The organism is Bacillus sp. FSL L8-0099 (assembly GCF_038006385.1).
GTDB classification, from domain to species: Bacteria; Bacillota; Bacilli; order Bacillales; family Bacillaceae_G; genus Bacillus_A; species Bacillus_A toyonensis.
This window is the reverse complement of the sequence record NZ_JBBOVC010000001.1, coordinates 5,361,163-5,382,385: the sequence shown is the minus strand read 5'-3', so window position 1 is coordinate 5,382,385 and position 21,223 is coordinate 5,361,163. Positions and strand designations below refer to the sequence as shown.

Genomic DNA, 21,223 nt, shown 5'->3' with positions numbered 1-21,223 from the left:
ACATGATTTAATGTAAAATTATGTGTGGTATAGGAAAAATCAAATATGTAAATTTAGGAGAGCTGTTAATGAAACGATTAGTGTATATGGACTGGTTGCGTGTGTTAGCGACAATCGCAGTAGTTACAATTCATGTCTCCGCTGGTTATGTTTCCACATTGGATGCAAATAACGTTTCGCGTTGGTTGTCTGGGAATCTTTTTGAGTCACTTTCACGCGCTAGCGTTCCAATCTTTGTGATGATTAGTGGAGCTTTATTATTAAAGGGTACGAAAGATATTTCTATTGGAGAATTTATACAGAAACGTGCAAGTAAGGTAATTATACCTTTTGTAGCTTGGAGTGTTTTATTTTATTTATACGGAGCTTATGCAGGATATTTCCCGCGTTCTATAAAACAGGGGATAAAATATTTTCTAACAGATAGTATTGGTGGACATTTATGGTTCATGTACATGATTGTAGGGATATACTTAATTACACCTTTACTGAAAATTTTTGTGAAGAATGCTCAAAAGAAAGAGATAGAGTATTTTTTAATTTTATGGTTATATGCATCTGTTGTCGTTAATTTGGCAAAATATTATTATCCTATCAACTTTAATATTGAATTATTTTACGTTACAAATTATGTAGGCTATTTCCTTCTTGGTTATTATTTATCCAATTATGATATTGTGAAAAAGTGGAGGAATTTGGCTTACATTGGAGGAATTGTAGGATTTATTATTACATTCTTTGTTACATATTATTATACAGTTCAGGCGAACGGACAATTGGATCAGTTTTGGTATGGATACTTTTCTCCAGGTGTTGTACTTATGGCGATTAGTTTATTTGTATTTTTCAAATATTCTTTCGGAAATTCAGAAAGAAAATTACCATTTGTATTACGCGGTATAAATCAAGCGAGCCTTGGTATTTATATCCTTCACTATTTCTTATTAAATAACTATCTGTACAGAGTATTTCCAAAGGTGAATGAACATGCACATGCAATATTGGCAATACCTATTAATGTAACAATCACAATTGTTCTTAGTATGGTAATTACTTTAGTATTGCAAAGAATACCAGTTGTAAAAAAATTAGTTCCATAAAAGATGAATACAATTTAGAGGGGCAGACTTATAATTAAGGCTGTCCTTTATTATTTAAGAATTATACGTAGATAAATTGAAACTTAAATGAATTGAAAACATTGATTTAATATAGTATCTTGGTATAACTTGACGTTAGATATGGAGAGTATAGTTATTTAAATATAAAATTCAAATGAGGTTAGTATATGAGTAAAAAGGAATTTAGTAATTATGCATTAAGTAAAGAAATAATACGAGCACTTACTGGTTTAGGATATGAACATCCAACAGAAGTGCAAGGAGAGGTTATTCCAGTTGCATTGAAAAAGAAGGATCTTGTTGTAAAATCGCAAACTGGAAGTGGAAAAACAGCTTCATTCGGTATTCCACTTTGTGAAATGGTGGAATGGGAAGAGAATAAGCCACAAGCATTAGTTTTGACGCCGACGAGAGAACTTGCTGTTCAAGTGAAAGAAGATATTACGAATATAGGCCGCTTCAAAAGAATTAAGGCTGCGGCCGTTTATGGTAAGTCTCCATTTGCACGTCAAAAATTAGAGTTAAAACAAAAGACACATATCGTAGTAGGGACTCCTGGCCGTGTGTTAGATCATATTGAAAAAGGTACCCTTTCTTTAGAATGTCTGAAGTATTTAGTCATTGATGAAGCAGATGAAATGCTAAATATGGGCTTTATTGATCAAGTAGAGGCAATTATTGATGAATTACCTACAAAGCGAATGACAATGCTATTTTCGGCAACACTTCCAGAAGATGTTGAAAAGTTATCCCGTACGTATATGGATTCGCCAACGCATATTGAAATTAAGGCTGCCGGGATTACCACAGACAAAATTGAACATACACTTTTTGAGACGAGAGAAGAGGAGAAGCTTTCACTTCTTAAAGATGTAACAACAATTGAGAATCCAGATAGTTGTATTATTTTTTGCCGTACACAAGAAAATGTAGATCACGTATTTAGACAGTTAAACCGTGTTAACTATCCTTGTGACAAAATACATGGTGGTATGGTGCAAGAAGATCGTTTTGAAGTTATGGACGATTTTAGAAAAGGAAAGTTCCGTTATTTAGTAGCGACAGACGTAGCTGCTAGAGGAATTGATATTGATAATATTACACATGTTATTAACTATGATATTCCGTTAGAAAAAGAAAGTTATGTACATCGTACGGGAAGAACGGGACGAGCTGGCAATAAAGGAAAAGCTATTACATTCATAACTCCGTATGAAAATAGATTTTTAGAAGAAATTGAGGCGTACATCGGCTTTGAAATTCCAAAGGCATATGCACCTTCAAAAGAAGAGGTTATGAAAGGGAAGGCAGTATTTGAGGAAAAAATACATGCTAAACCAATTATAAAGAAAGATAAAAGTGCAGACTTAAACAAAGGGATTATGAAGCTGTACTTTAATGGTGGGAAGAAAAAGAAAATTAGAGCGGTAGATTTTGTCGGCACAATTGCTAAAATTAAAGGTGTTACAGCAGAAGATATAGGAATTATTACGATACAGGACAATGTTTCTTACGTTGAAATATTAAATGGAAAAGGACCAATTGTTTTAAAGACCATGAAAAATACAACGATTAAAGGGAAACAATTAAAAGTCCATGAAGCAATTAAGTAAATAAAAAAACTATCCACTGTAACAGGTGGATAGTTTTTTTATTTACGATTCTTTTAAATCGTCCACTAACTTCTCTGCCAATCGTCTGTACATATTACTCATCGTCACGAAGGATGTTAGTAATAAAAACTTTTCTAGCTTTTGATCTTCTAAGGAGGAAATCTCATTTACTTCCCTAATACGGTTATTTACGTCCTGGTTAAAGGTTTCCACATTGGTTTCAGTAAGAGCAAGATAATCTTTATAGAGAGTATTTAATTCGAATGTATCATCGTTTAGTAAAGGTACATTTATATTTTCTAAGGAGCTTTTTATGTCATTAATGGAAAGGGCTCCTTTTAATTGGTAAATCAAGCTAATTAAAATCATATGCTCTTTTGAATACTTTTTATTTTTAATAGGGATGAATAGTTTCCCTTTTGCGTAATTGTTAATCATTGTTTTTGTTAATACTTTTTCATCATCAGTTCTTGTTGTATCCGCATAAGTATTCTCAAATAGTTGAACAACTTGGTCTACATATAAGTCGACATTTGGGATATCCTCAAGTTTAATATTTTTTTCTAAATGTAATGATTCAAGTAATTTATTTATATTTTCCACGTAAAACCCCTCACTTTTATCACTTAGTGGAACTGAATGTTTAGTATATCTTTAAATATGGTATTACGAAACAAGTGAATTGTAAATGTTGACTAGTATAAATAATGCGTATATAATTACATGTAGTTATTAAAACTACATGTAATTATATGAGGGGTGTTTATATGAATGCTTATGTAAGAGAACCGGTTAATGCATTTACTCACTTAGGAGGAGCTGTATTAGCATTTATTGCATTATTAGCTATGCTTGTGAAAGTTTCTGTTAAGATGCCATCTTTTGCTGCAATTACAGCTGTTATTTTATTCGGTATTGGGATGATGGTCCTTTATATGGCATCAGCTGTGTATCATAGTGTTGTAGCCAGTGAACGTGTTATTTATTTCTTTAGGAAGTTAGATCATTCTATGATTTTTATATTAATTGCAGGTACATATGCACCCTTTTGCTTAATTACATTAAGTTCAGCAAATGGTTTACTACTATTTTGTTTGGTTTATGCAACTGCGATTTGTGGTATTGTTTTTAAAATGTTTTGGTTTAATTGCCCAAGATGGTTATCGACAGGAATTTATCTTCTGATGGGTTGGTTAATTGTTCTATTCTTTGTACCGCTAGCTGAGAATTTAAGTACAGGAGGTATCCTTTTCTTAATACTTGGAGGTATTTTTTATACAATTGGTGGGTTTATTTACGGTGCTAAGCCAAAATGGTTGGAGTTTAAATATATGGGACACCATGAAATTTTTCATGTTTTCGTATTATTAGGAAGCCTGGCACACTTTTTAAGTGTATATTGTTACGTAATTTAACAAATCAGAACGTTTGGATAGCTTTTACTAAAATTTTTGGGTAATAAAAAATGATATAGAAAAATATAGATGTTGAAGAGCTACATAACTTAAAGGTTATGTAGCTTTTTATATAAAAGAAAATTTAAAATATTTAGAATTTATATCTTGGAATATGATAGGATAGATGTGTATTGAGATTATAAAATTTTATAATTGATGATAAGTGGGGGACTATATATATGGCGATACTTATAACGGGTGGAGCAGGATATATTGGTAGTCATACGTGTATAGAATTATTAAATAATAATTATAAAATTATAGTCGTAGATAATCTTTCAAATAGTTCAATAGAGTCTTTAAACCGAGTAAAAGAAATAACAGGGAAACAATTTAAATTTTATAATGAAAGTGTTTTAAATCGTGAAAAAATGAATGAGATTTTTTTGGGAAATAACATTGAAGCAGTTATTCATTTTGCTGGCTTCAAAGCAGTTGGGGAATCTACTACAATTCCGCTTACATATTATTATAATAATATTATAAGTACGATTATATTATGTGATGTAATGCAAAAACATAATGTGAAAAAATTTATTTTTAGTTCGTCTGCAACTGTATATGGAATTCCAAAAACATCACCAATTACGGAAGAATTTCCATTAAGCGTGACAAATCCATATGGGCAAACAAAGTTAATGATAGAGCAAATTATGCGTGATGTTGCAAAAGCTGATGGTGAATGGAGTATCGCGTTACTTCGTTATTTCAACCCATTTGGGGCGCATCAAAGTGGTCGTATTGGAGAAGATCCAAATGGGATTCCTAATAATTTAATGCCATATGTAACACAAGTAGCAGTAGGGAAGTTAAAGGAATTAAATATATTTGGAAATGACTATCCAACAAAAGACGGGACAGGTGTTCGTGATTATATTCACGTTGTTGACCTTGCAAAAGGACATGTAAAGGCACTTGAGAAAGTGCTTGAAACTACAGGAATAGATGCATATAACCTTGGTACAGGGAAAGGGTATAGTGTATTGGAGATGGTTAATGCTTTTGAGAAGGTTTCGGGCAAAAAAATACCTTATAAAATTATCGGGCGTCGTCCTGGGGACGTAGCGATATGTTTTGCTGATGTATCTAAAGCGAAGCGAGAATTAGGATGGGAAGCGGAATATGGATTAGAAGAAATGTGTTTAGATTCTTGGAGATGGCAGGTAAATAATAAAAATGGCTATCAAATGATTTAAGGAGGATACTTTATTTTTATTGTATTTATGTATAATAAAGGAACCAAAGGTCAGTAATAGTTTTCGTTGAGGAAAAGAAAATGAAAGAGAGTATTACTGACCATAGCACTTCAATAGGAATTTAATCTATTGAATGCTTTTATAAATTGGTGATTTGGAAAGAGAACTTAATGAATTCGAACAAGTTGTTTATGATATACGGTATTACCTTCTTGGCTTGCGTATGGCGGTATGCTTCGTCCAAAACAATTTGCGATAATATTGGAGTGGCTAGGATAAGAAATACGAATTTCATACAAGTCAACAGCGTCACCTAAATCAGCATAAAAAACTGCTAAGTTGTTCCTTTGTGAAATATATGGAAATACTACTTCCGCATTTTCACCAATTAGTACAGGTAATTTTACAGGATTAGAATAGTTAGACCAATCCCAAACCTCTATACTTACATAGTGTGCGTAAAATGCATCTAAATTTACAATGTTTACTACTGCTGAAACAGTTGCAGGCTCTCTTGTTAATACACCTGTGGAGTGAAAAACAGGTTGATTTGGATAATGAAGAGGCATAAATATCAAACCTTCCTTAAAATGATATGATTGTACTATATTTTATGCTAGGCATTAGTAGAATGAGATAGGGAAAATGTATCATTCTATTCATTTTTTATAGAAATTAAAAACGTATGATTGAAAAGTATTCCAACACTTGTATCCTTGTTAGAGTCCGTTTATAATCAAGGAATCCTATTGCATATTTTGATAGGGTTATTTATTATTGAAAGCGTTTTAAGTTTGCTCTTTTTTAAGGTAGGAAGTCTGACTTATTCAGATGAAAAATTATGTATGTAGTTTTAAATGGGAAGAAAAATAATATAGGTATCACTTTAAAGTGTGGGGAGGTTAAAAGTGTGAAAAGATAAGATTTTCACACGAATATATATGGGTTATGTAGGATTATTACTTTCAGGTGCAGCTTTATTTTTAAATAGTCTTGTTATATTAGGAAAAGCAGAGATGAAAAGCGCAGGTGTTTTTAATTTATTTGTGGGGGCATTACAAATTATCATTCCGTTCTATTTGATTATGATTTCTGATCAAAGTAATTGGACGGTATATTCATATTCAGCTACCTTTTTATTTGGATTAACCTATTTATATGTAGGTGTTACTTTTATAAAGGGAATGGATAGTAGTGGTCTAGGATGGTTCTGTATTTGGGTAGCGATTATTGCTTTATTCTATATGGTCGTTTCATTTGTTCAATTCAACGATGTTGTTAATGCGTTAACATGGTTTATGTGGGCATTGCTTTGGTATTTATTCTTTGTATTAAATACAAAAAAAAAGAATATCAATCAATATCTTGGAAGAATTGCTTTCGTACAATCATGGATAACATTGACACTGCCTTCACTCTTTTATTTTATGGGAGTTTGGGGAGAGGGATTTGTATATGAACTATGGGTTTATGTATCAGTAATTTCTATTTTATATTTCTGTTATTGTATTTTTAAATATCGAGTACGTTAATGCGTCATATGTAGAAAAAACATGGAATCGTTAAACTGATTCCATGTTTTTTTATTTTAGCATTTATAATAAAGGAGGTAGTATTTTACAATTTATGAAAACGGGGATGATGAAGATGAAAAAAGTATTGGTACTAGGGGGAACAAGATTTTTTGGTAAACATTTAGTAGAAGTACTGTTGCAAGTTGGACATGATGTAACGATTGCGACGAGGGGAGTTACTAAAGATTCCTTTGGAAGTGCAGTAAAAAGAATCATCGTAGATAGAGAAGACGAAAAAGAACTAGCAAAGCGTTTAGAAGGTAAAAGTTATGATATTGTATACGATAATTTATGCTATAGCTCAAATGCAGCGAAGAGAGCATGTGAAGTGTTAAAAGGAAAAACTAAGAAGTATATTATGACATCTTCAATGGCTGTCTATGAGCCTGCGCTAGGTCTGTTAGAAGAGGACTTTAATCCATATGAGTATGCAATCACGTATGGAGATAGGAATGATTTTAATTATAGTGAAGGTAAGAGATTAGCTGAGGCAGTTGTATTTCAACATGCAGCATTCCCAGTTGTTGCAGTGCGTTTTCCAGTTGTTATTGGAGAAAACGATTATACGAAAAGATTACAATTTTACGTTGAACATGTTGTGAAACAAGAGCCTATCGTTGTGGATCATGTAGATGGAGATTTGGCATTTATACATGAGAAAGAAGCAGGAGAGTTTTTAGCTTGGTGTGGGATGGAAAACATAGAAGGGCCGATTAATGCTTGTAGCAACGGGGTAGTTTCTACCAGAGAAGTTATTCGTTTCATAGAAGAAAATACGGGGATAAAAGCTCTCATTCAAGAAGTAGGAGATAATAAAGCGCCTTATAATGAAGTAATTAATTGTACGTTACATAATGAAAAGGCTCGTGAATTGGGATTTCCATTCCGAGAGTTGAAACTAGAAATGAAAAATATTTTACGCCATTACATAAATACAATGAAGTAATCATAAATCCCCCGGTGGCAATCCGGGGGATTCTGGAGGATTTCGACAATACTGATTTTACATTACCGAATTTACCTTATACGCACGACTAATGTTTTTGTGATTGAATTGCTTGTAAATATTTCTCGTTTACCCGGTTCCAGTTCACTGTATGCCACCAGTTGGTAACAAACTCTGGGCGCCGATTTTGATACTTTAAATAATAGGCATGTTCCCATACATCAATGACGAGTAACGGGATCTTCCCTTCTTGCAAAGGTGTATCTTGATTCGGTGTACTCATAACAGAAAGTTCTTCACCGTCAAGAACAAGCCATCCATATCCACTTCCAAAACGACTAATGGCCGCTTTGGACAGTTGGTCTTGTAAGTTGTCAAAGGTATTGAAATAATAATCAATTCCTTTTGCAACGTCTCCATTAGGCTCGCCGCCACCTCGAGGGCTCATCACTTCCCAAAAAAGACTATGACAATAATGACCACCACCGTTATTTCTAACTGCTGTAATAATTTCCATTGGTAAATCATCCAAATTACATAGTAACTCTTCTAAAGATTTATTATGTAATTCAGTATAGTTTTCTAAAGCAGCATTTAAATTGTTTACATATGTCGCATGGTGCTTTCCGTGATGAATAGAAAGTGTATTGCTATCAATATATGGCTCTAATTCATCATAGTCATATGAAAGCTTTGGCAATTGAAATGAAGACATAATATTACCTCCTTTCTAGTTTAAAAGTTGGTCTAGGTAAAAATATTTTACCTGAGTCAAAAATACACTTATTTTTCATAGAAGTCAAGAGAGATTTCTATAATTTTCTGAAAATATTACAATAAAAGTAACACTTTCACTTTCGTTTGTGACTATTATCCTTTTTGCTTATACTGTAAATTAGTAGCGTTTGTTGAAATAGAAGGAGATTGTTTATGAGTAAAACGAAACAATTAATAGAGGAAGCGAGTAATTTTATTACTACTTGCTATAAAGAGCTTAATAAAGAGCAATTCATAGAAGAGCGTATAAAAGAAATTCACATGGAAATAGAGAGAACGGGAACGTATGAGCATACATTTGAAGAACTTGTTCATGGTTCGCGAATGGCATGGCGTAATAGTAATAGATGTATTGGAAGGCTATTCTGGAGTAAGATGCACATATTAGATGCACGTGAAGTGAATGATGAAGAAGGTGTATATAATGCGTTAATTCATCACATTAAATATGCAACGAACGACGGGAAAGTTAAACCGACAATTACAATTTTTAAGCAATATGAAAGTGAAGAAAATAATATACGAATTTATAATCATCAATTAATTCGATATGCAGGATATAAAACAGAAATGGGAGTAATCGGTGATTCTCATTCCGCTACATTTACGGATTTTTGTCAGGAACTTGGCTGGCAAGGAGAAGGTACGAATTTTGATGTATTACCGCTTGTATTTTCTGTTGATGGAAAAGAGCCTATATATAAAGAAATTCCAAAAGAAGAAGTAAAAGAAGTACCAATTGAGCATCCAGATTACCCAATCTCATCTTTAGAAGTGAAATGGTATGGAGTGCCGATGATTTCAGATATGCGTTTAGAGATTGGTGGTATTTCTTATACGGCAGCTCCGTTTAATGGATGGTATATGGGGACGGAAATTGGAGCTCGGAACTTAGCTGATCAGGATCGTTATAATTTACTTCCAGCAGTTGCAGAAATGATGAATTTAGATACATCAAGAAATAGCACGTTATGGAAAGACAAGGCATTAATTGAGTTGAACATTGCTGTATTATATTCATTTAAAAAACAAGGAATTAGTATTGTTGACCACCATACTGCTGCACAACAATTTCAGCAATTTGAGAAGCAAGAAGCTGCCTGTGGTCGCGTTGTAACAGGAAATTGGGTATGGTTAATACCGCCATTATCGCCAGCTGCCACTCATATTTATCATAAACCGTATCCGAATGATATTTTGAAGCCAAATTTCTTTCATAAATAATATTTAGTATAGGGGGGATTTCCTGTAAAATATAAAATTTTTTTAATTACTGTTATGTAGCAAATGGAAGCCTTTACTCTCGGTTATTTTTGGCAGGAGCTTTTTGAACCAGGGAGTTCCTTATGTTATAATCAAATTTCTGTTTCGAAGACCTTATAGACATATAAGGTCTTTTGTTTTGCTTTTTTATGTAAGAGGAATAGAATGTTTCTTTTAAATAAGGGGTTTAGCATATTTTTAGGGACAACATAAGTATGTGGAAAATTGATGAATTATTATATTTATATAATAATTGTGTTTTGGATTTAAACAAGAAAACATAATAAAGTTGTTTTTTTAGATTGCTGAGGAAGGAGGATGTGTAAATGAGGATGAAGAATCAAAAAACAGATTGGCCTGTATTTCTTATTAGTGGTGGTTCGCTTTTATTATTTGTAATCGCAGTTTTCTTAAATAAAGGTTATGTAGAGGGAGCTATTAATCGCAGTTTTGCATTTTCAATTAAGTACTTCGGGGCTTTTTGGCAGATTTTATTGTTAGGTACATTTATTGTTGCGATGTGTATGGCATTCTCGAAATATGGGAAGGTCAAACTAGGTAATTTAGAAAAACCTGAGATTAGTACGGCAAAGTGGCTTGCTATTATTATGTCTACACTACTTGCCGGAGGTGGCGTTTTTTGGGCAGCGGCAGAGCCAATGTACCATTTGATGACGGTGCCACCAATACATGAAGGTATATCTGCTGGAACGAAAGAAGCAGTCATGCCTGCTTTAGCACAAAGTTATATGCATTGGGGATTTTTAGCTTGGACGATTTTAGGTACAATTAGTGCGGTAGTTATGATGTATGGACATTATCATAAAGGTATGCCGTTAAAACCTCGTACGCTTTTATATCCTATTTTTGGAGAGAAGTTGCGAAAGAGTTTGCTTGGAACGATGATTGATGCATTTGCAATTATTGCAGTAGCTGCAGGAACAATTGGTCCGATCGGATTTTTAGGCTTACAAGCAAGTTATGGCTTACAAGCATTATTCGGAATTTCCGACGTGTTTACTACTCAATTAGCAATTATTATTTGTGTGGTAGCTGTTTCTACTATATCTGCGGTAACGGGTATTGATAAAGGGATTCAAATAATAAGTGATTTAAATGTTAAACTAGCGATTTTATTGATGGTGTTTGTGTTATTCTTTGGACCAGGTGGATTTATTATTGATTCATTTGTTTCTTCGTTTGGGTTTTATATAAATGAGTTTATACCAATGAGCACATACCGCGGGGATACAGGTTGGTTAGGATCTTGGACAATCTTTTTCTGGGGATGGTTTATTGGATATGGACCAATGATGGCAATTTTAGTAAGTCGAATTTCAAGAGGAAGAACGATTCGCGAAATCATCGTTGCAATTGGAATTATTGCACCTATTATTACAACGTTCTGGTTCACTATATTGGGGGGATCGGGTGTATTTTATGAATTAATGAAGCCTGGATCTATCTCGAACGCTTTAAGTGAATCTGGTATGCCAGCAGCTATGATTGCAATTACAGAGCAACTGCCACTATCTAATATTATTGGACCGGCATTTCTTTTATTAACAATTTTATTTGTAGTAACAACAGGAGATTCAATGGCTTATTCCATTTCAATGGCAGTGACTGGAGATGGAGATCCTAGAATTAGCTTGCGAATTTTTTGGTCGCTTATTATGGGAGCAGTTGCAGCAATTCTTTTATATATGGGAGAAGGAAGCATTAATGCATTACAATCTTTCATTGTAGTGACAGCTGTTCCGGTATCAATTTTGTTATTCCCGATGCTGTGGCTGGCACCTAAAGTTGCAGGAGAATTAGCATTGAAGCAAGGCATTGTACAAGAAAAAGATAAAACTGCTTTCTTATTCCAGAAAGCTAGTAAATCAAAATGAATGATAAATAAACACTGAAAAGAGGAAGCATTTTAAATGAGATGCTTCCTCTTTTTCGTTTAGTCTAATACTTTTCCCTTTGTTTCTGGCACACATAATAACATTGTAATTAATCCGATTGGATAGATGATGAAAATTAAGGATAATGCTCCAAGTAAATTTCCGCCTGTAGCGAGTAAACCGATAATAACAGGGCCAAATCCAGCTAAACCACGTCCTGTACCGAAAATAAAGTTTTCCGCTGTAGAGCGAGCTTCGGCGGGATAGTTTTCAGCTAAAATGGCTCCGAATCCGCCCATCATTCCATTTGCAAAGAATCCGAGCAATGCACTTCCCCATAATAATAATGTTGAATCTGTGAATAGGAAGAAGTAAATAAGACAGTATATAGTACCACCGATATAATAGATTGCAAAAGTTTTACGACGACCAATTTTATCGGCCAGAATACCAAAGGTTGCAATTCCAATGAGCATGCCAATCGTAGAGATGAACATCCAACCGCTCGCCTTTGCTAATGTATAGTTATATTTATTTGCTAAAATAGTTGGCATCCATGTGAAAATCCCATAATATCCGAAGTTCTGGATAAACGACATAATAATAAGACCAATTGTTGTTATTGTTACTTTTTTATTTGCAAATAACTTTTTAAGTGGGAATTTTTTTATTTGTTTTAGATGTTCTGCTTCAGTAGTTGTTAAAATACCATCAGCTTCTTTTTGTAACAATTCCTTTTTGTAGCGTTGTTTTTGCTCCCATATTTTCGGTTCACTTAAACTTTTACGTACATAAACAGCTAGTAAAGCTGGAATTAGTCCGAATAAGAAAACAGCTCTCCATCCAAAATGCGGGACAATAAATGCTGGAAGAAGTGAAGCTACTAAAACACCAAATTGCCATCCAAGTGCAACGACCGATGTTGCCTTAGCACGCATTTCTTTTGACCATGTTTCAGTTACGATGGCCATTCCAATTCCGAATTCACCACCAACTCCCATTCCAACTAAAAAGCGAAGAATTAATAATTGCCAGTAATCTGTTGCGAAATAAATGAGTGCTGTTGCTAGTGAAAATAGTAAGATGGTGAAGGCCATTGTACGGATACGACCAAATAAATCAGCGATAAACCCAAATAAATAAGAACCAATTAGCATACCAATTGTCGTAGCTAATGTTAAGTTTCCACCTTCAACAGGGCTTAAATGAAACTCTTTTAAAATATAAACGAGTACGAAAGATAAGAGCAGCATATCTAAACCTTCTGCGGCGTATCCTAGTGCAGAACCAAACAGTGTTTTATATCTTTTCTCTTTCGTCTCCTCTGTTGTTTGTACATCAGTGGTAATGTTCATTATTATTCCTCCTTATTTTCTTCTACAGTCGCTATGGAAGAATAACAAAAGGCCTTCTCACCTGATATGATGAGAAGGCCAAAAAAGCATACGTATCTCTAAAAAAGAACATACGTATATTGTATTCCGACTTCCTTCTCAACCTCACGGGGTTGGGTTAAAGGACTGTATGATATTACTTTATTTTTAGCACTCTTCTATTACATTGTCAAATAAAGAGGAGATTTCCATGTGTAAAATATTTCAAAAAACATTTCATTCTTCTTGACGCCTACTTCGTTATTTTCCCATAATAAAACTAACTAAATAAAAAGGAATGAATCAAAGATGTTAAATTTAGTACTCATGATGATTGAACGCGTCGGACTTATCGTTATTTTAGGATTTTTACTCTCTCATATTAAAACGTTTAGGCGCCTTCTCCATAGGCAGGACGGATATGTAGATAAGCTTAAGCTTATTTGTATTTTTTCTGTGTTTACAATTGTAAGCAATTACACTGGTATTGAAATAGCAGGAAATACGATTATGAATGAAAATTGGCTACAAGGTGTTTCTTCATCAAGTACCATTGCGAATACACGTATTATGGGTGTGGGTATTAGTGGTTTACTTGGTGGACCAATCGTAGGAGTTGGGGTAGGAGTTATCGCTGGTATTCATCGTTATATGCTCGGTGGTACGACAGCGCTAAGTTGTGCAATTTCTTCTATTTTAGCAGGGATTATAACAGGGTATATCGGATACATTTTCAAAAAATATAACCGTACAATTACACCTAAGTTTTCAGCAATTTTAAGTGTTGTTATCGTTTCTTTAGAAATGATTATGATCCTATTAATTGTAGAGGATGGAATTAGTATTGTGAAAACAATTGCGATACCAATGATCCTTGTAAATAGTTTTGGAAGTTTTATTTTACTTTCTATGATACAAGCTATTTTGCGTCAGGAAGAGAACGCAAAGGCGCTTCAGACCCATAAGGTATTACGTATTGCTGATAAAACGTTACCGTATTTTCGCCAAGGCTTAACAGAAGAATCGTGTAAGCATGTGGCACAAATTATTCACCGCTTTACAGGAACAGATGCGGTATCCTTAACAGATACAGAGAAAATATTAGCTCATGTTGGATTAGCATCAGATCACCATATTCCTTCACATAGTTTAATAACTGGTTTATCGAAAGAAGTGTTAAACACAGGGAAAATAATGAAAGCAAAATCACGTGAGGTTATTAATTGTCAACATGAAGGTTGTCCTTTGCAAGCGGCGATCGTTATTCCACTCACTTCACATGGAAATACGATAGGGACATTAAAACTGTATTTTAAAAATCCTAACCAGTTAAGTCGTGTGGAAGAGGAATTAGCAGAAGGGCTGGCAAAAATATTCTCTACACAACTTGAATTAGGTGAAGCTGAATTGCAAAGCAAATTATTGCAAGATGCGGAGATAAAAGCATTACAAGCACAAATTAACCCGCACTTTTTATTTAATGCGATTAATACAGTATCAGCTTTATGCCGAACCGATGTAGAAAAAGCAAGGAAGTTATTATTACAGCTTAGTGTGTATTTCCGCTGTAATTTGCAAGGGGCACGTCAGTTATTGATTCCACTAGAACAAGAATTAAACCATGTACAGGCATACTTATCACTAGAACAAGCAAGGTTCCCAAATAAGTATGGAGTAAAGCTGTATATTGAGGAAGAGCTAAAGACAACTCTAGTACCACCATTTGTTCTTCAATTATTGGTTGAAAATGCATTGCGGCACGCTTTTCCAAAGAAACAACCAGTATGCGAAGTAGAAGTGCATGTGTTTGAAAGAGAAGGTATGGTTCACTTTGAAGTGAGGGATAATGGGCAGGGAATTGAGATAGAACGTTTAGAACAATTAGGGAAAATGGTAGTTTCATCAAAGAAAGGGACTGGAACAGCTTTATATAATATTAATGAACGTCTAGTCGGTTTATTTGGGAAAGACACGATGCTTCATATTGAAAGTGAATTAAATAAGGGGACGGAGGTTACCTTTATAATTCCAAAAAAAGTAGGGGAGGAAGAACGGGTTGTTAAAAGTATTAGTAGTTGATGATGAGATGTTAGCACGTGATGAGCTAAAATATTTATTAGAAAGAACGAAAGAAGTTGAGATAATTGGTGAGGCTGATTGTGTGGAAGACGCATTAGAGGAACTAATGAACCATAAACCAGATATTGTATTTCTGGATATTCAATTATCCGATGATAATGGATTTGAAATCGCAAATATATTAAAAAAGATGAAAAATCCTCCTGCGATTGTATTTGCAACGGCCTATGATCAATACGCATTACAAGCATTTGAAGTAGATGCGTTAGATTATATTTTAAAACCATTCGATGAAGAACGCATTGTACAGACATTGAAGAAATATAAAAAGCAAAAACAAGCGAAAATAGAAACGAAGCAAGAAATAAAGGGGACAGATGTAACAGCAGAGATGCATAAATTAGCATTGCCAATTGAGGAATCAATCGTACTTGTAAATATTGAAGATATTATATATGTAGGACTCGTAGATGGGAAAGTAACAGTAAAAACAATGAGGGAAACATATGTAACACACGATACACTTGTAATTTTGGAAAAGAAGTTACCACAAACAAGTTTTATGCGTGTTCATCGTAGTTTTATTGCAAATATTAATCATATTACAGAAGTGCAGCCGTGGTTCAATTCTACTTATAATTTAATTATGAAAGAAGGATCAAAAGTACCTGTTAGCCGTACATATGCAAAAGAACTTAAAAAGCTGCTTCGTATTTAAGAAGCAGCTTTTGTATTTCATCCTCTTATTTTTGTAACTGATTCTGTATATGTGACGCTCTGTTTTGTAAACGCTTACCAAAACGTGTACATCTTATACAATAAAGGTACCAAATCGAAAGAGGTGGCCAAAATGAGTATGAAAAAAGTATATAGTTTTTTATCACAAGCATTCATATTCTCAGCTATTATGTTAATTTCTAATATTATTGCAACACATTTACCAATTCCGATGCCTTCATCGGTAATCGGGTTAGTCATTTTATTTAGTCTATTATGCTTAAAAGTTATTAAATTAGAGCAGGTTGAATCACTCGGAACAGCTTTAACAGGTATTATCGGATTCCTTTTCGTCCCATCAGGTATTTCAGTTATTAATTCTCTTGGTGTAATGGGACAATATTTTGTACAAATACTAACTGTAATTGTTGTCGCAACAATTATTTTACTCGCTGTAACAGGGTTATTTGCACAATTTATTTTAGGAAAAGATGACAAAGAAACAAAAGATACAAAAGAATTGAAAGTAGTCAATAAAGGACGCAAGCACGGAAAAGTTGCGTAACCATTTTAGTATATATTGTTAGGGGGTAATGAACATGGCAAGTACAATGACTCCATATTTCGGAATCGTCGTTTCATTAATCGCATACGGAATCGGCACATTATTATTTAAGCACTCAAAAGGATTCTTCTTATTTACACCGTTATTCGTGGCAATGGTATTAGGGATTGTCTTTCTAAAGGTAGGTAATTTTACTTTTGAAGAATATAATACTGGCGGAAAAATGATTAGTTTCTTCTTAGAGCCAGCAACAATCGCATTTGCCATTCCATTATATAAACAAGTTGATAAGTTAAAAAAATATTGGTGGCAAATTTTATCGGCTATCGTGGTTGGATCTATTTGTTCAGTAATTGTCGTATTCATTGTAGCAAAGGCAATTGGTTTAGATACAGCAGTAATGAATTCAATGTTACCACAGGCAGCAACAACAGCAATTGCATTACCAATCTCTGAAAGTATTGGTGGTATTCCAGCCATAACATCGTTTGCAGTTATTTTTAACGCAGTTATCGTATACGCATTAGGAGCATTATTTTTAAAAACATTTAGAGTGAAACATCCAATTGCGAAAGGTCTAGCACTTGGAACAGCAGGTCATGCATTAGGTGTTGCGGTAGGAATTGAAATGGGTGAAGTAGAGGCAGCTATGGCAAGTATTGCTGTAACAGTAGTTGGGGTTGTAACAGTTGTCGTCATACCGATGTTCATGCCATTCATTGGATAGTAAAACTTACTTAAAAAATGAGAAAAGCAAGCTATTTGTAGGACACATTCCTACTGATGGCTTGCTTTTTATGTTACAGTAGTGGTAAGACCTATTGTTAGCAAAATGCAAGTTTCCTTAAATCTTCATTAATACTGTGTAGAATACGTTTTGAATTAGGTCATTGTATTGTAAAATAAGAAGTAAGCTACTGTATGGTTTTAGGAATTATATGATAGCTCATCTTCATATGAATGAATAAATTATAGGTAGAAAATAGAGAGAAATCTACTTATTAACGTTTTACTTTATAGGACAGGAGAGAGTACTCGTCGATTATGCAAATAAAAAACCTGTTTCAAAGCAAAGGATTTCAGAGGTTACTCGTATTAGTAATACTTGCTCTCGTGTTATATGGGTTGCAAAGTATGTTGAATTTAATATTAATTACGTTTATTCTTACGTATTTAATGGATCGATTCCAAAAGTTTATTTCTCGCAAATTAGATAATTTTATGCCCATTAATCGAAAACTCATTATAGCATTTCTATACGTAATGTTAATTGGTGGAATTGCTATTACACTATTTAAATATTTACCAGTATTAACGATACAAATTTCACAATTGATTTATCAATTTAACGTATTTTTAAGAAATCCACCGGATAGTGAATTGATTAAGTATGCGGTTAATGCTGTCAATCATATGGAACTTTCGAAATACGTAGGACAAGGCGTAGACATTTTGTATAAATCTATTACGAATGTTGGGAAGTTCGGTCTTCAAGTTTTACTTTCTTTAATTTTAAGTTTATTTTTCTTGTTGGAAAAGGCCCGTATCGTTGCTTTTACTGCAAAGTTTAAAGAAAGCAGGCTTGCAATTTTCTATCATGAAATTGAGTACTTCGGAAAGAAATTTGCACGTTCATTTGGAAAAGTAATTGAAGCACAATTTTTAATTGCGGTTGTTAACTGTGTTTTATCTGTTATTGCATTATGGATATTAGGATTTCCACAATTATTAGGTTTAGCGTTAATGATCTTCTTACTTGGTTTAATTCCAGTAGCTGGGGTTATTATTTCGTTATTCCCGCTTTGTATGATTGCTTACAATATCGGCGGTATTATGTACGTTGTTTATATTTTAATTATCGTAACAGTTATTCATGCACTTGAAAGTTACGTATTGAATCCGAAGTTTATGTCCCAAAAAACAAATTTACCGATTTTCTATACGTTTATGGTATTAATTTTCTCAGAGCACTTTTTAGGTGTGTGGGGACTTATTATCGGTATTCCGATCTTCATTTTCTTATTAGATGTTTTAGATGTAACGAGTGATGAAATGGAGAGGGATATTGAAAAAAATAGAGTGAAGTAAAGAAAAAGCATCGATATTCGATGCTTTTTCTTTTATAACATTATGTTTCTTATGCCATACTGTAAGAAGAATATAGAATAGGGGTGAAATAATGGCTGTAAATGAAAAGATAGAATTGGCTACATTTGCTGGCGGGTGCTTCTGGTGCATGGTTTCGCCATTTGAAGAGATGGAAGGTATTATAAAGGTTGTTTCTGGCTATACAGGTGGTCATAAAGAAGATCCAACCTATAAAGAAGTTTGTTCAGAAACGACGGGACATTATGAAGCGGTACAAATTACATTTGATGCAAATAAAATGCCGTATGAAGAGTTGCTTCAAATATATTGGAGACAAATTGATCCAACTGACGTCGGCGGACAATTCCATGACCGTGGACAGTCTTATGAAACAGTGATTTTTTATCATAATGAAGAACAACAGAAAAAGGCAGAGGCTTCAAAAGAAGAACTTGCGAAGAGTGAGCGCTTTTCAAAGCCAATTGCGACAAAAATATTGCCAGCTGCTACATTTTATCCAGCTGAAGAATATCATCAAGGATATCATAAGAAAAATACATTCCGCTATGAGTTATATCGTAAAGGATCGGGACGAGATGCTTTTATTAAGCAACATTGGCCAAAGGATAATGCTCATTTAAAAGAAAAACTCAATGAGATGCAGTTTTATGTAACACAGGAAAACGGTACAGAACCACCATTTCGAAATGAGTATTGGAACCATCAAGAAGAAGGTCTTTATGTAGATATCGTTTCAGGCGAGCCATTGTTTACTTCTATAGATAAATTTGATAGTGGATGTGGCTGGCCGAGCTTTACGAAACCGGTGATGTCAGCTAGTGTGAAAGAAAAAATGGATGTTAGTCATAATATGACGCGCACGGAAGTGAGAAGTAAGGAAGGAGATTCACATCTTGGGCATGTATTTCCAGACGGCCCAGGACCAAATGGCCTTCGTTATTGTATAAATTCAGCAGCTCTTCGATTTATCCCAAAACGGGAGTTAGAGAAAGAAGGATATGGGGATTGCCTAATCTTGTTTGGAGATAAAAAATAACCTCGCTAATTGCGAGGTTATTTTCAGAGTGTTGGGAAACCCTTTAGGGTTCCCAACATTCTGCAATCCTTTTTAATTTTAGTAAATGAAAACAATATAAAATAATAAATTTTAGAAAAACAGCCCTCCACCAGACCTTTTTTGGTTAGGTGAAGGGCTATTTTTTTCATGTTTTGACAAGCTGCGGTGAGGTAAGCTTGCATTTGGACAGACTTCAGCCCTCGAAACCGAGCATATCGATAGCCATGTAGTTCTTTGGCATCCGCAAAGCTTCGCTCTATAGTTGAACAGCGTACTTTATACAGTCTTTTCCCTGTAGCTGTTAGTTTGTTTTTTCTAGCGATATCTTTATATTTTTCCCATATATGATGAGTGATAACTTTTTGTTTTTGTTTTTTTGAAAAGCATACCTCACGTAGCGGACAAACAGCGCAGTCTTCTGGATTTGATTTATATTGACGATATCCTTCGCGATCCGTTGTCGTATATTCTAAAATACATCCCATCGGACAAGCAAATACATTCATTTCTTTTACATATTTAAATTGGCTTTTCGGAACGTCTTTATTTCGCTTTCCAAATCGGCGATACCCCATCACCATAAATATATTCTGTTCTGATAGTTTCTTACAGATATAACCTGTAAAATAGCCTGCATCAAGAGCTACAGCTTCAACTTTGAATCCGAATTTATTAGTTTGAGCTTGTAGACGTGCTAAATACGGCTCGGAATCCGCCATATTTCCAGCCGTTATATAGGTATCTGTAATAATATTATATTTCGCATCAGTCGTACGATGATCTAAGAAATGAAAACCGTTCGGTTTTCCATCCCTCATTAAAAATCCACTATCTGGATCCGTTGTACTGATACGAGTTTTTTTAGTGGGGGTATCACTTTCCTTTCTAGGTCTTAATTCTTTTTTCCATGTACCTCACGATCTTCGATTACCGCAGCTTCTAGTTCATCTATATAGAACTTTGCCTTTTCTTTTTTATATTTATGTACAAATTTATTTTTATTGGCATTCGCCTTAATGTGTGTAGAATCTGTCATCAACGCACGTCCTCCCACCATACGGTGCTCGGTCGCTTGACACACAATCTCATCAAAAATTTCTTCGAAAATATTTGTATGAATGAAACGAGTACGGCGATTCCAACTGATTGTAGAATGATCTGGAATTGTATCTGATAGAGAAAAACCTAGAAACCAACGGTAGGCAATATTCGTTTTGATCTCCTTTTCCAATTGTCGCTCTGAACGAATACCATAAAAATATCCGATAAACATCATCTTAAATAAAACGATAGGGTGAATTGACGGACGACCATTGTTTTCACAGTAATAAGGGCGTAACTTTTCCTCAATAAAATCAAAACTGATTGTCGCTTCAATCGCACGAAGGAAATGGTCTTGCGGAACTAATTCTTCTACAGAAACGGATACACGCTCATCACGATGATTTTTTAAAGCACCCATCATAAAAAATCTCTCCTTT

The 21,223-nt window shown here is 34.1% G+C and carries 19 protein-coding genes; 14 read left to right on the top strand and 5 right to left on the bottom strand.

Going from position 1 to position 21,223, the window contains the following annotated elements:
* The first annotated feature begins 68 nt into the window (after positions 1–68).
* The gene (locus tag MHH42_RS27465; protein WP_000827026.1) at positions 69–1,100 is read left to right on the top strand and encodes an acyltransferase; all 1,032 of its coding nucleotides are present in this window, start codon (positions 69–71) and stop codon (positions 1,098–1,100) included.
* 188 nt (positions 1,101–1,288) lie between these two features.
* Positions 1,289–2,734, top strand: coding sequence for an ATP-dependent RNA helicase DbpA (dbpA, locus tag MHH42_RS27460; protein WP_000037208.1), 1,446 nt, complete (start codon positions 1,289–1,291; stop codon positions 2,732–2,734).
* A 42-nt stretch (positions 2,735–2,776) separates the two neighbouring features.
* Here the strand turns inward: dbpA and MHH42_RS27455 are convergent, their stop codons facing one another.
* A complete protein-coding gene (locus MHH42_RS27455) occupies positions 2,777–3,337 on the bottom strand; it encodes a DUF1836 domain-containing protein (RefSeq protein WP_000427895.1) in 561 nt (186 codons plus the stop codon).
* Between the two features lie 164 nt (positions 3,338–3,501).
* On the opposite strand from MHH42_RS27455, the gene trhA reads away from it, so the two are divergent.
* The gene (trhA, locus tag MHH42_RS27450; RefSeq protein WP_000995372.1) at positions 3,502–4,149 is read left to right on the top strand and encodes a PAQR family membrane homeostasis protein TrhA; all 648 of its coding nucleotides are present in this window, start codon (positions 3,502–3,504) and stop codon (positions 4,147–4,149) included.
* Between the two features lie 221 nt (positions 4,150–4,370).
* Positions 4,371–5,387: a UDP-glucose 4-epimerase GalE gene (gene galE, locus MHH42_RS27445; protein WP_000996156.1), complete on the top strand. Its 1,017-nt coding sequence runs from the start codon at positions 4,371–4,373 to the stop codon at positions 5,385–5,387.
* A 167-nt stretch (positions 5,388–5,554) separates the two neighbouring features.
* Here the strand turns inward: galE and MHH42_RS27440 are convergent, their stop codons facing one another.
* Entirely contained in the window at positions 5,555–5,956 is a 402-nt protein-coding gene (locus MHH42_RS27440) for a hypothetical protein (RefSeq protein WP_016107338.1), read from the bottom strand.
* A 372-nt stretch (positions 5,957–6,328) separates the two neighbouring features.
* Here MHH42_RS27440 and MHH42_RS27435 point away from each other — a divergent pair, with 372 nt between their 5' ends.
* The gene (locus tag MHH42_RS27435; protein ID WP_070174015.1) at positions 6,329–6,919 is read left to right on the top strand and encodes an AmiS/UreI family transporter; all 591 of its coding nucleotides are present in this window, start codon (positions 6,329–6,331) and stop codon (positions 6,917–6,919) included.
* Positions 6,920–7,013: 94 nt separating this feature from the next.
* Complete coding sequence (locus MHH42_RS27430; RefSeq protein ID WP_139138359.1) at positions 7,014–7,907, top strand: NAD-dependent epimerase/dehydratase family protein; 894 nt, start codon at positions 7,014–7,016, stop codon at positions 7,905–7,907.
* An 88-nt stretch (positions 7,908–7,995) separates the two neighbouring features.
* On the opposite strand, the gene sodA is transcribed toward MHH42_RS27430, so the two are convergent.
* Positions 7,996–8,622, bottom strand: coding sequence for a superoxide dismutase [Mn] (sodA, locus tag MHH42_RS27425; protein WP_340894677.1), 627 nt, complete (start codon positions 8,620–8,622; stop codon positions 7,996–7,998).
* Between the two features lie 215 nt (positions 8,623–8,837).
* Between sodA and MHH42_RS27420 the strand changes: the two genes are divergently transcribed.
* Both MHH42_RS27420 and MHH42_RS27415 read left to right on the top strand, forming a co-directional pair.
* A complete protein-coding gene (locus MHH42_RS27420) occupies positions 8,838–9,908 on the top strand; it encodes a nitric oxide synthase oxygenase (RefSeq protein WP_000047638.1) in 1,071 nt (356 codons plus the stop codon).
* Between the two features lie 365 nt (positions 9,909–10,273).
* Positions 10,274–11,842 (top strand): BCCT family transporter, encoded by a 1,569-nt coding sequence (locus tag MHH42_RS27415; RefSeq protein WP_001242400.1) that lies wholly within the window; start codon positions 10,274–10,276, stop codon positions 11,840–11,842.
* Between the two features lie 59 nt (positions 11,843–11,901).
* Here the strand turns inward: MHH42_RS27415 and MHH42_RS27410 are convergent, their stop codons facing one another.
* Positions 11,902–13,197 (bottom strand): MFS transporter, encoded by a 1,296-nt coding sequence (locus MHH42_RS27410; RefSeq protein ID WP_001028013.1) that lies wholly within the window; start codon positions 13,195–13,197, stop codon positions 11,902–11,904.
* Between the two features lie 327 nt (positions 13,198–13,524).
* Between MHH42_RS27410 and lytS the strand changes: the two genes are divergently transcribed.
* The 6 genes from lytS to msrB all read left to right on the top strand — a co-directional run bounded on the left by lytS (position 13,525) and on the right by msrB (position 19,721).
* A complete protein-coding gene (lytS, locus tag MHH42_RS27405; RefSeq protein ID WP_000933603.1) occupies positions 13,525–15,294 on the top strand; it encodes a two-component system sensor histidine kinase LytS in 1,770 nt (589 codons plus the stop codon).
* Positions 15,272–16,012: a LytR/AlgR family response regulator transcription factor gene (locus MHH42_RS27400; protein ID WP_000921837.1), complete on the top strand. Its 741-nt coding sequence runs from the start codon at positions 15,272–15,274 to the stop codon at positions 16,010–16,012. The genes lytS and MHH42_RS27400 overlap by 23 nt, the downstream gene beginning before the upstream one ends.
* Positions 16,013–16,144: 132 nt before the next feature.
* On the top strand, positions 16,145–16,576 hold the full coding sequence (gene lrgA / locus MHH42_RS27395; protein ID WP_340894674.1) for an antiholin-like murein hydrolase modulator LrgA: 432 nt from the start codon (positions 16,145–16,147) through the stop codon (positions 16,574–16,576).
* Between the two features lie 34 nt (positions 16,577–16,610).
* Complete coding sequence (gene lrgB / locus MHH42_RS27390; protein WP_000168869.1) at positions 16,611–17,303, top strand: antiholin-like protein LrgB; 693 nt, start codon at positions 16,611–16,613, stop codon at positions 17,301–17,303.
* Between the two features lie 317 nt (positions 17,304–17,620).
* Positions 17,621–18,664, top strand: coding sequence for an AI-2E family transporter (locus tag MHH42_RS27385; RefSeq protein ID WP_001166022.1), 1,044 nt, complete (start codon positions 17,621–17,623; stop codon positions 18,662–18,664).
* Between the two features lie 91 nt (positions 18,665–18,755).
* Positions 18,756–19,721: a peptide-methionine (R)-S-oxide reductase MsrB gene (gene msrB / locus MHH42_RS27380; RefSeq protein WP_000290143.1), complete on the top strand. Its 966-nt coding sequence runs from the start codon at positions 18,756–18,758 to the stop codon at positions 19,719–19,721.
* A 23-nt stretch (positions 19,722–19,744) separates the two neighbouring features.
* Here msrB and MHH42_RS27375 read toward each other — a convergent pair.
* A protein-coding gene (locus MHH42_RS27375; RefSeq protein ID WP_445286052.1) for an IS1182 family transposase occupies positions 19,745–21,207 on the bottom strand; the annotation gives its coding sequence in 2 pieces (ribosomal slippage) (positions 19,745–20,646 and positions 20,646–21,207; 1,464 coding nt in all).
* Positions 21,208–21,223 lie beyond the last annotated feature (16 nt).

Excerpts from the sequence above, each read along its gene's own strand:
- msrB (WP_000290143.1), top strand. The coding sequence starts at position 18,756 with ATGGCTGTAAATGAAAAGATAGAATTGGCTACATTTGCTGGCGGGTGC.
- MHH42_RS27465 (WP_000827026.1), top strand. The coding sequence starts at position 69 with ATGAAACGATTAGTGTATATGGACTGGTTGCGTGTGTTAGCGACAATC.
- trhA (WP_000995372.1), top strand. The coding sequence starts at position 3,502 with ATGAATGCTTATGTAAGAGAACCGGTTAATGCATTTACTCACTTAGGA.
- lrgB (WP_000168869.1), top strand. The coding sequence starts at position 16,611 with ATGGCAAGTACAATGACTCCATATTTCGGAATCGTCGTTTCATTAATC.
- MHH42_RS27435 (WP_070174015.1), top strand. The coding sequence starts at position 6,329 with ATGGGTTATGTAGGATTATTACTTTCAGGTGCAGCTTTATTTTTAAAT.
- dbpA (WP_000037208.1), top strand. The coding sequence starts at position 1,289 with ATGAGTAAAAAGGAATTTAGTAATTATGCATTAAGTAAAGAAATAATA.
- lrgA (WP_340894674.1), top strand. The coding sequence starts at position 16,145 with ATGAGTATGAAAAAAGTATATAGTTTTTTATCACAAGCATTCATATTC.
- MHH42_RS27430 (WP_139138359.1), top strand. The coding sequence starts at position 7,014 with ATGAAAACGGGGATGATGAAGATGAAAAAAGTATTGGTACTAGGGGGA.
- MHH42_RS27440 (WP_016107338.1), bottom strand. The coding sequence starts at position 5,956 with ATGCCTCTTCATTATCCAAATCAACCTGTTTTTCACTCCACAGGTGTA.
- lytS (WP_000933603.1), top strand. The coding sequence starts at position 13,525 with ATGTTAAATTTAGTACTCATGATGATTGAACGCGTCGGACTTATCGTT.
- MHH42_RS27415 (WP_001242400.1), top strand. The coding sequence starts at position 10,274 with ATGAGGATGAAGAATCAAAAAACAGATTGGCCTGTATTTCTTATTAGT.
- MHH42_RS27410 (WP_001028013.1), bottom strand. The coding sequence starts at position 13,197 with ATGAACATTACCACTGATGTACAAACAACAGAGGAGACGAAAGAGAAA.
- galE (WP_000996156.1), top strand. The coding sequence starts at position 4,371 with ATGGCGATACTTATAACGGGTGGAGCAGGATATATTGGTAGTCATACG.
- MHH42_RS27420 (WP_000047638.1), top strand. The coding sequence starts at position 8,838 with ATGAGTAAAACGAAACAATTAATAGAGGAAGCGAGTAATTTTATTACT.
- sodA (WP_340894677.1), bottom strand. The coding sequence starts at position 8,622 with ATGTCTTCATTTCAATTGCCAAAGCTTTCATATGACTATGATGAATTA.
- MHH42_RS27385 (WP_001166022.1), top strand. The coding sequence starts at position 17,621 with ATGCAAATAAAAAACCTGTTTCAAAGCAAAGGATTTCAGAGGTTACTC.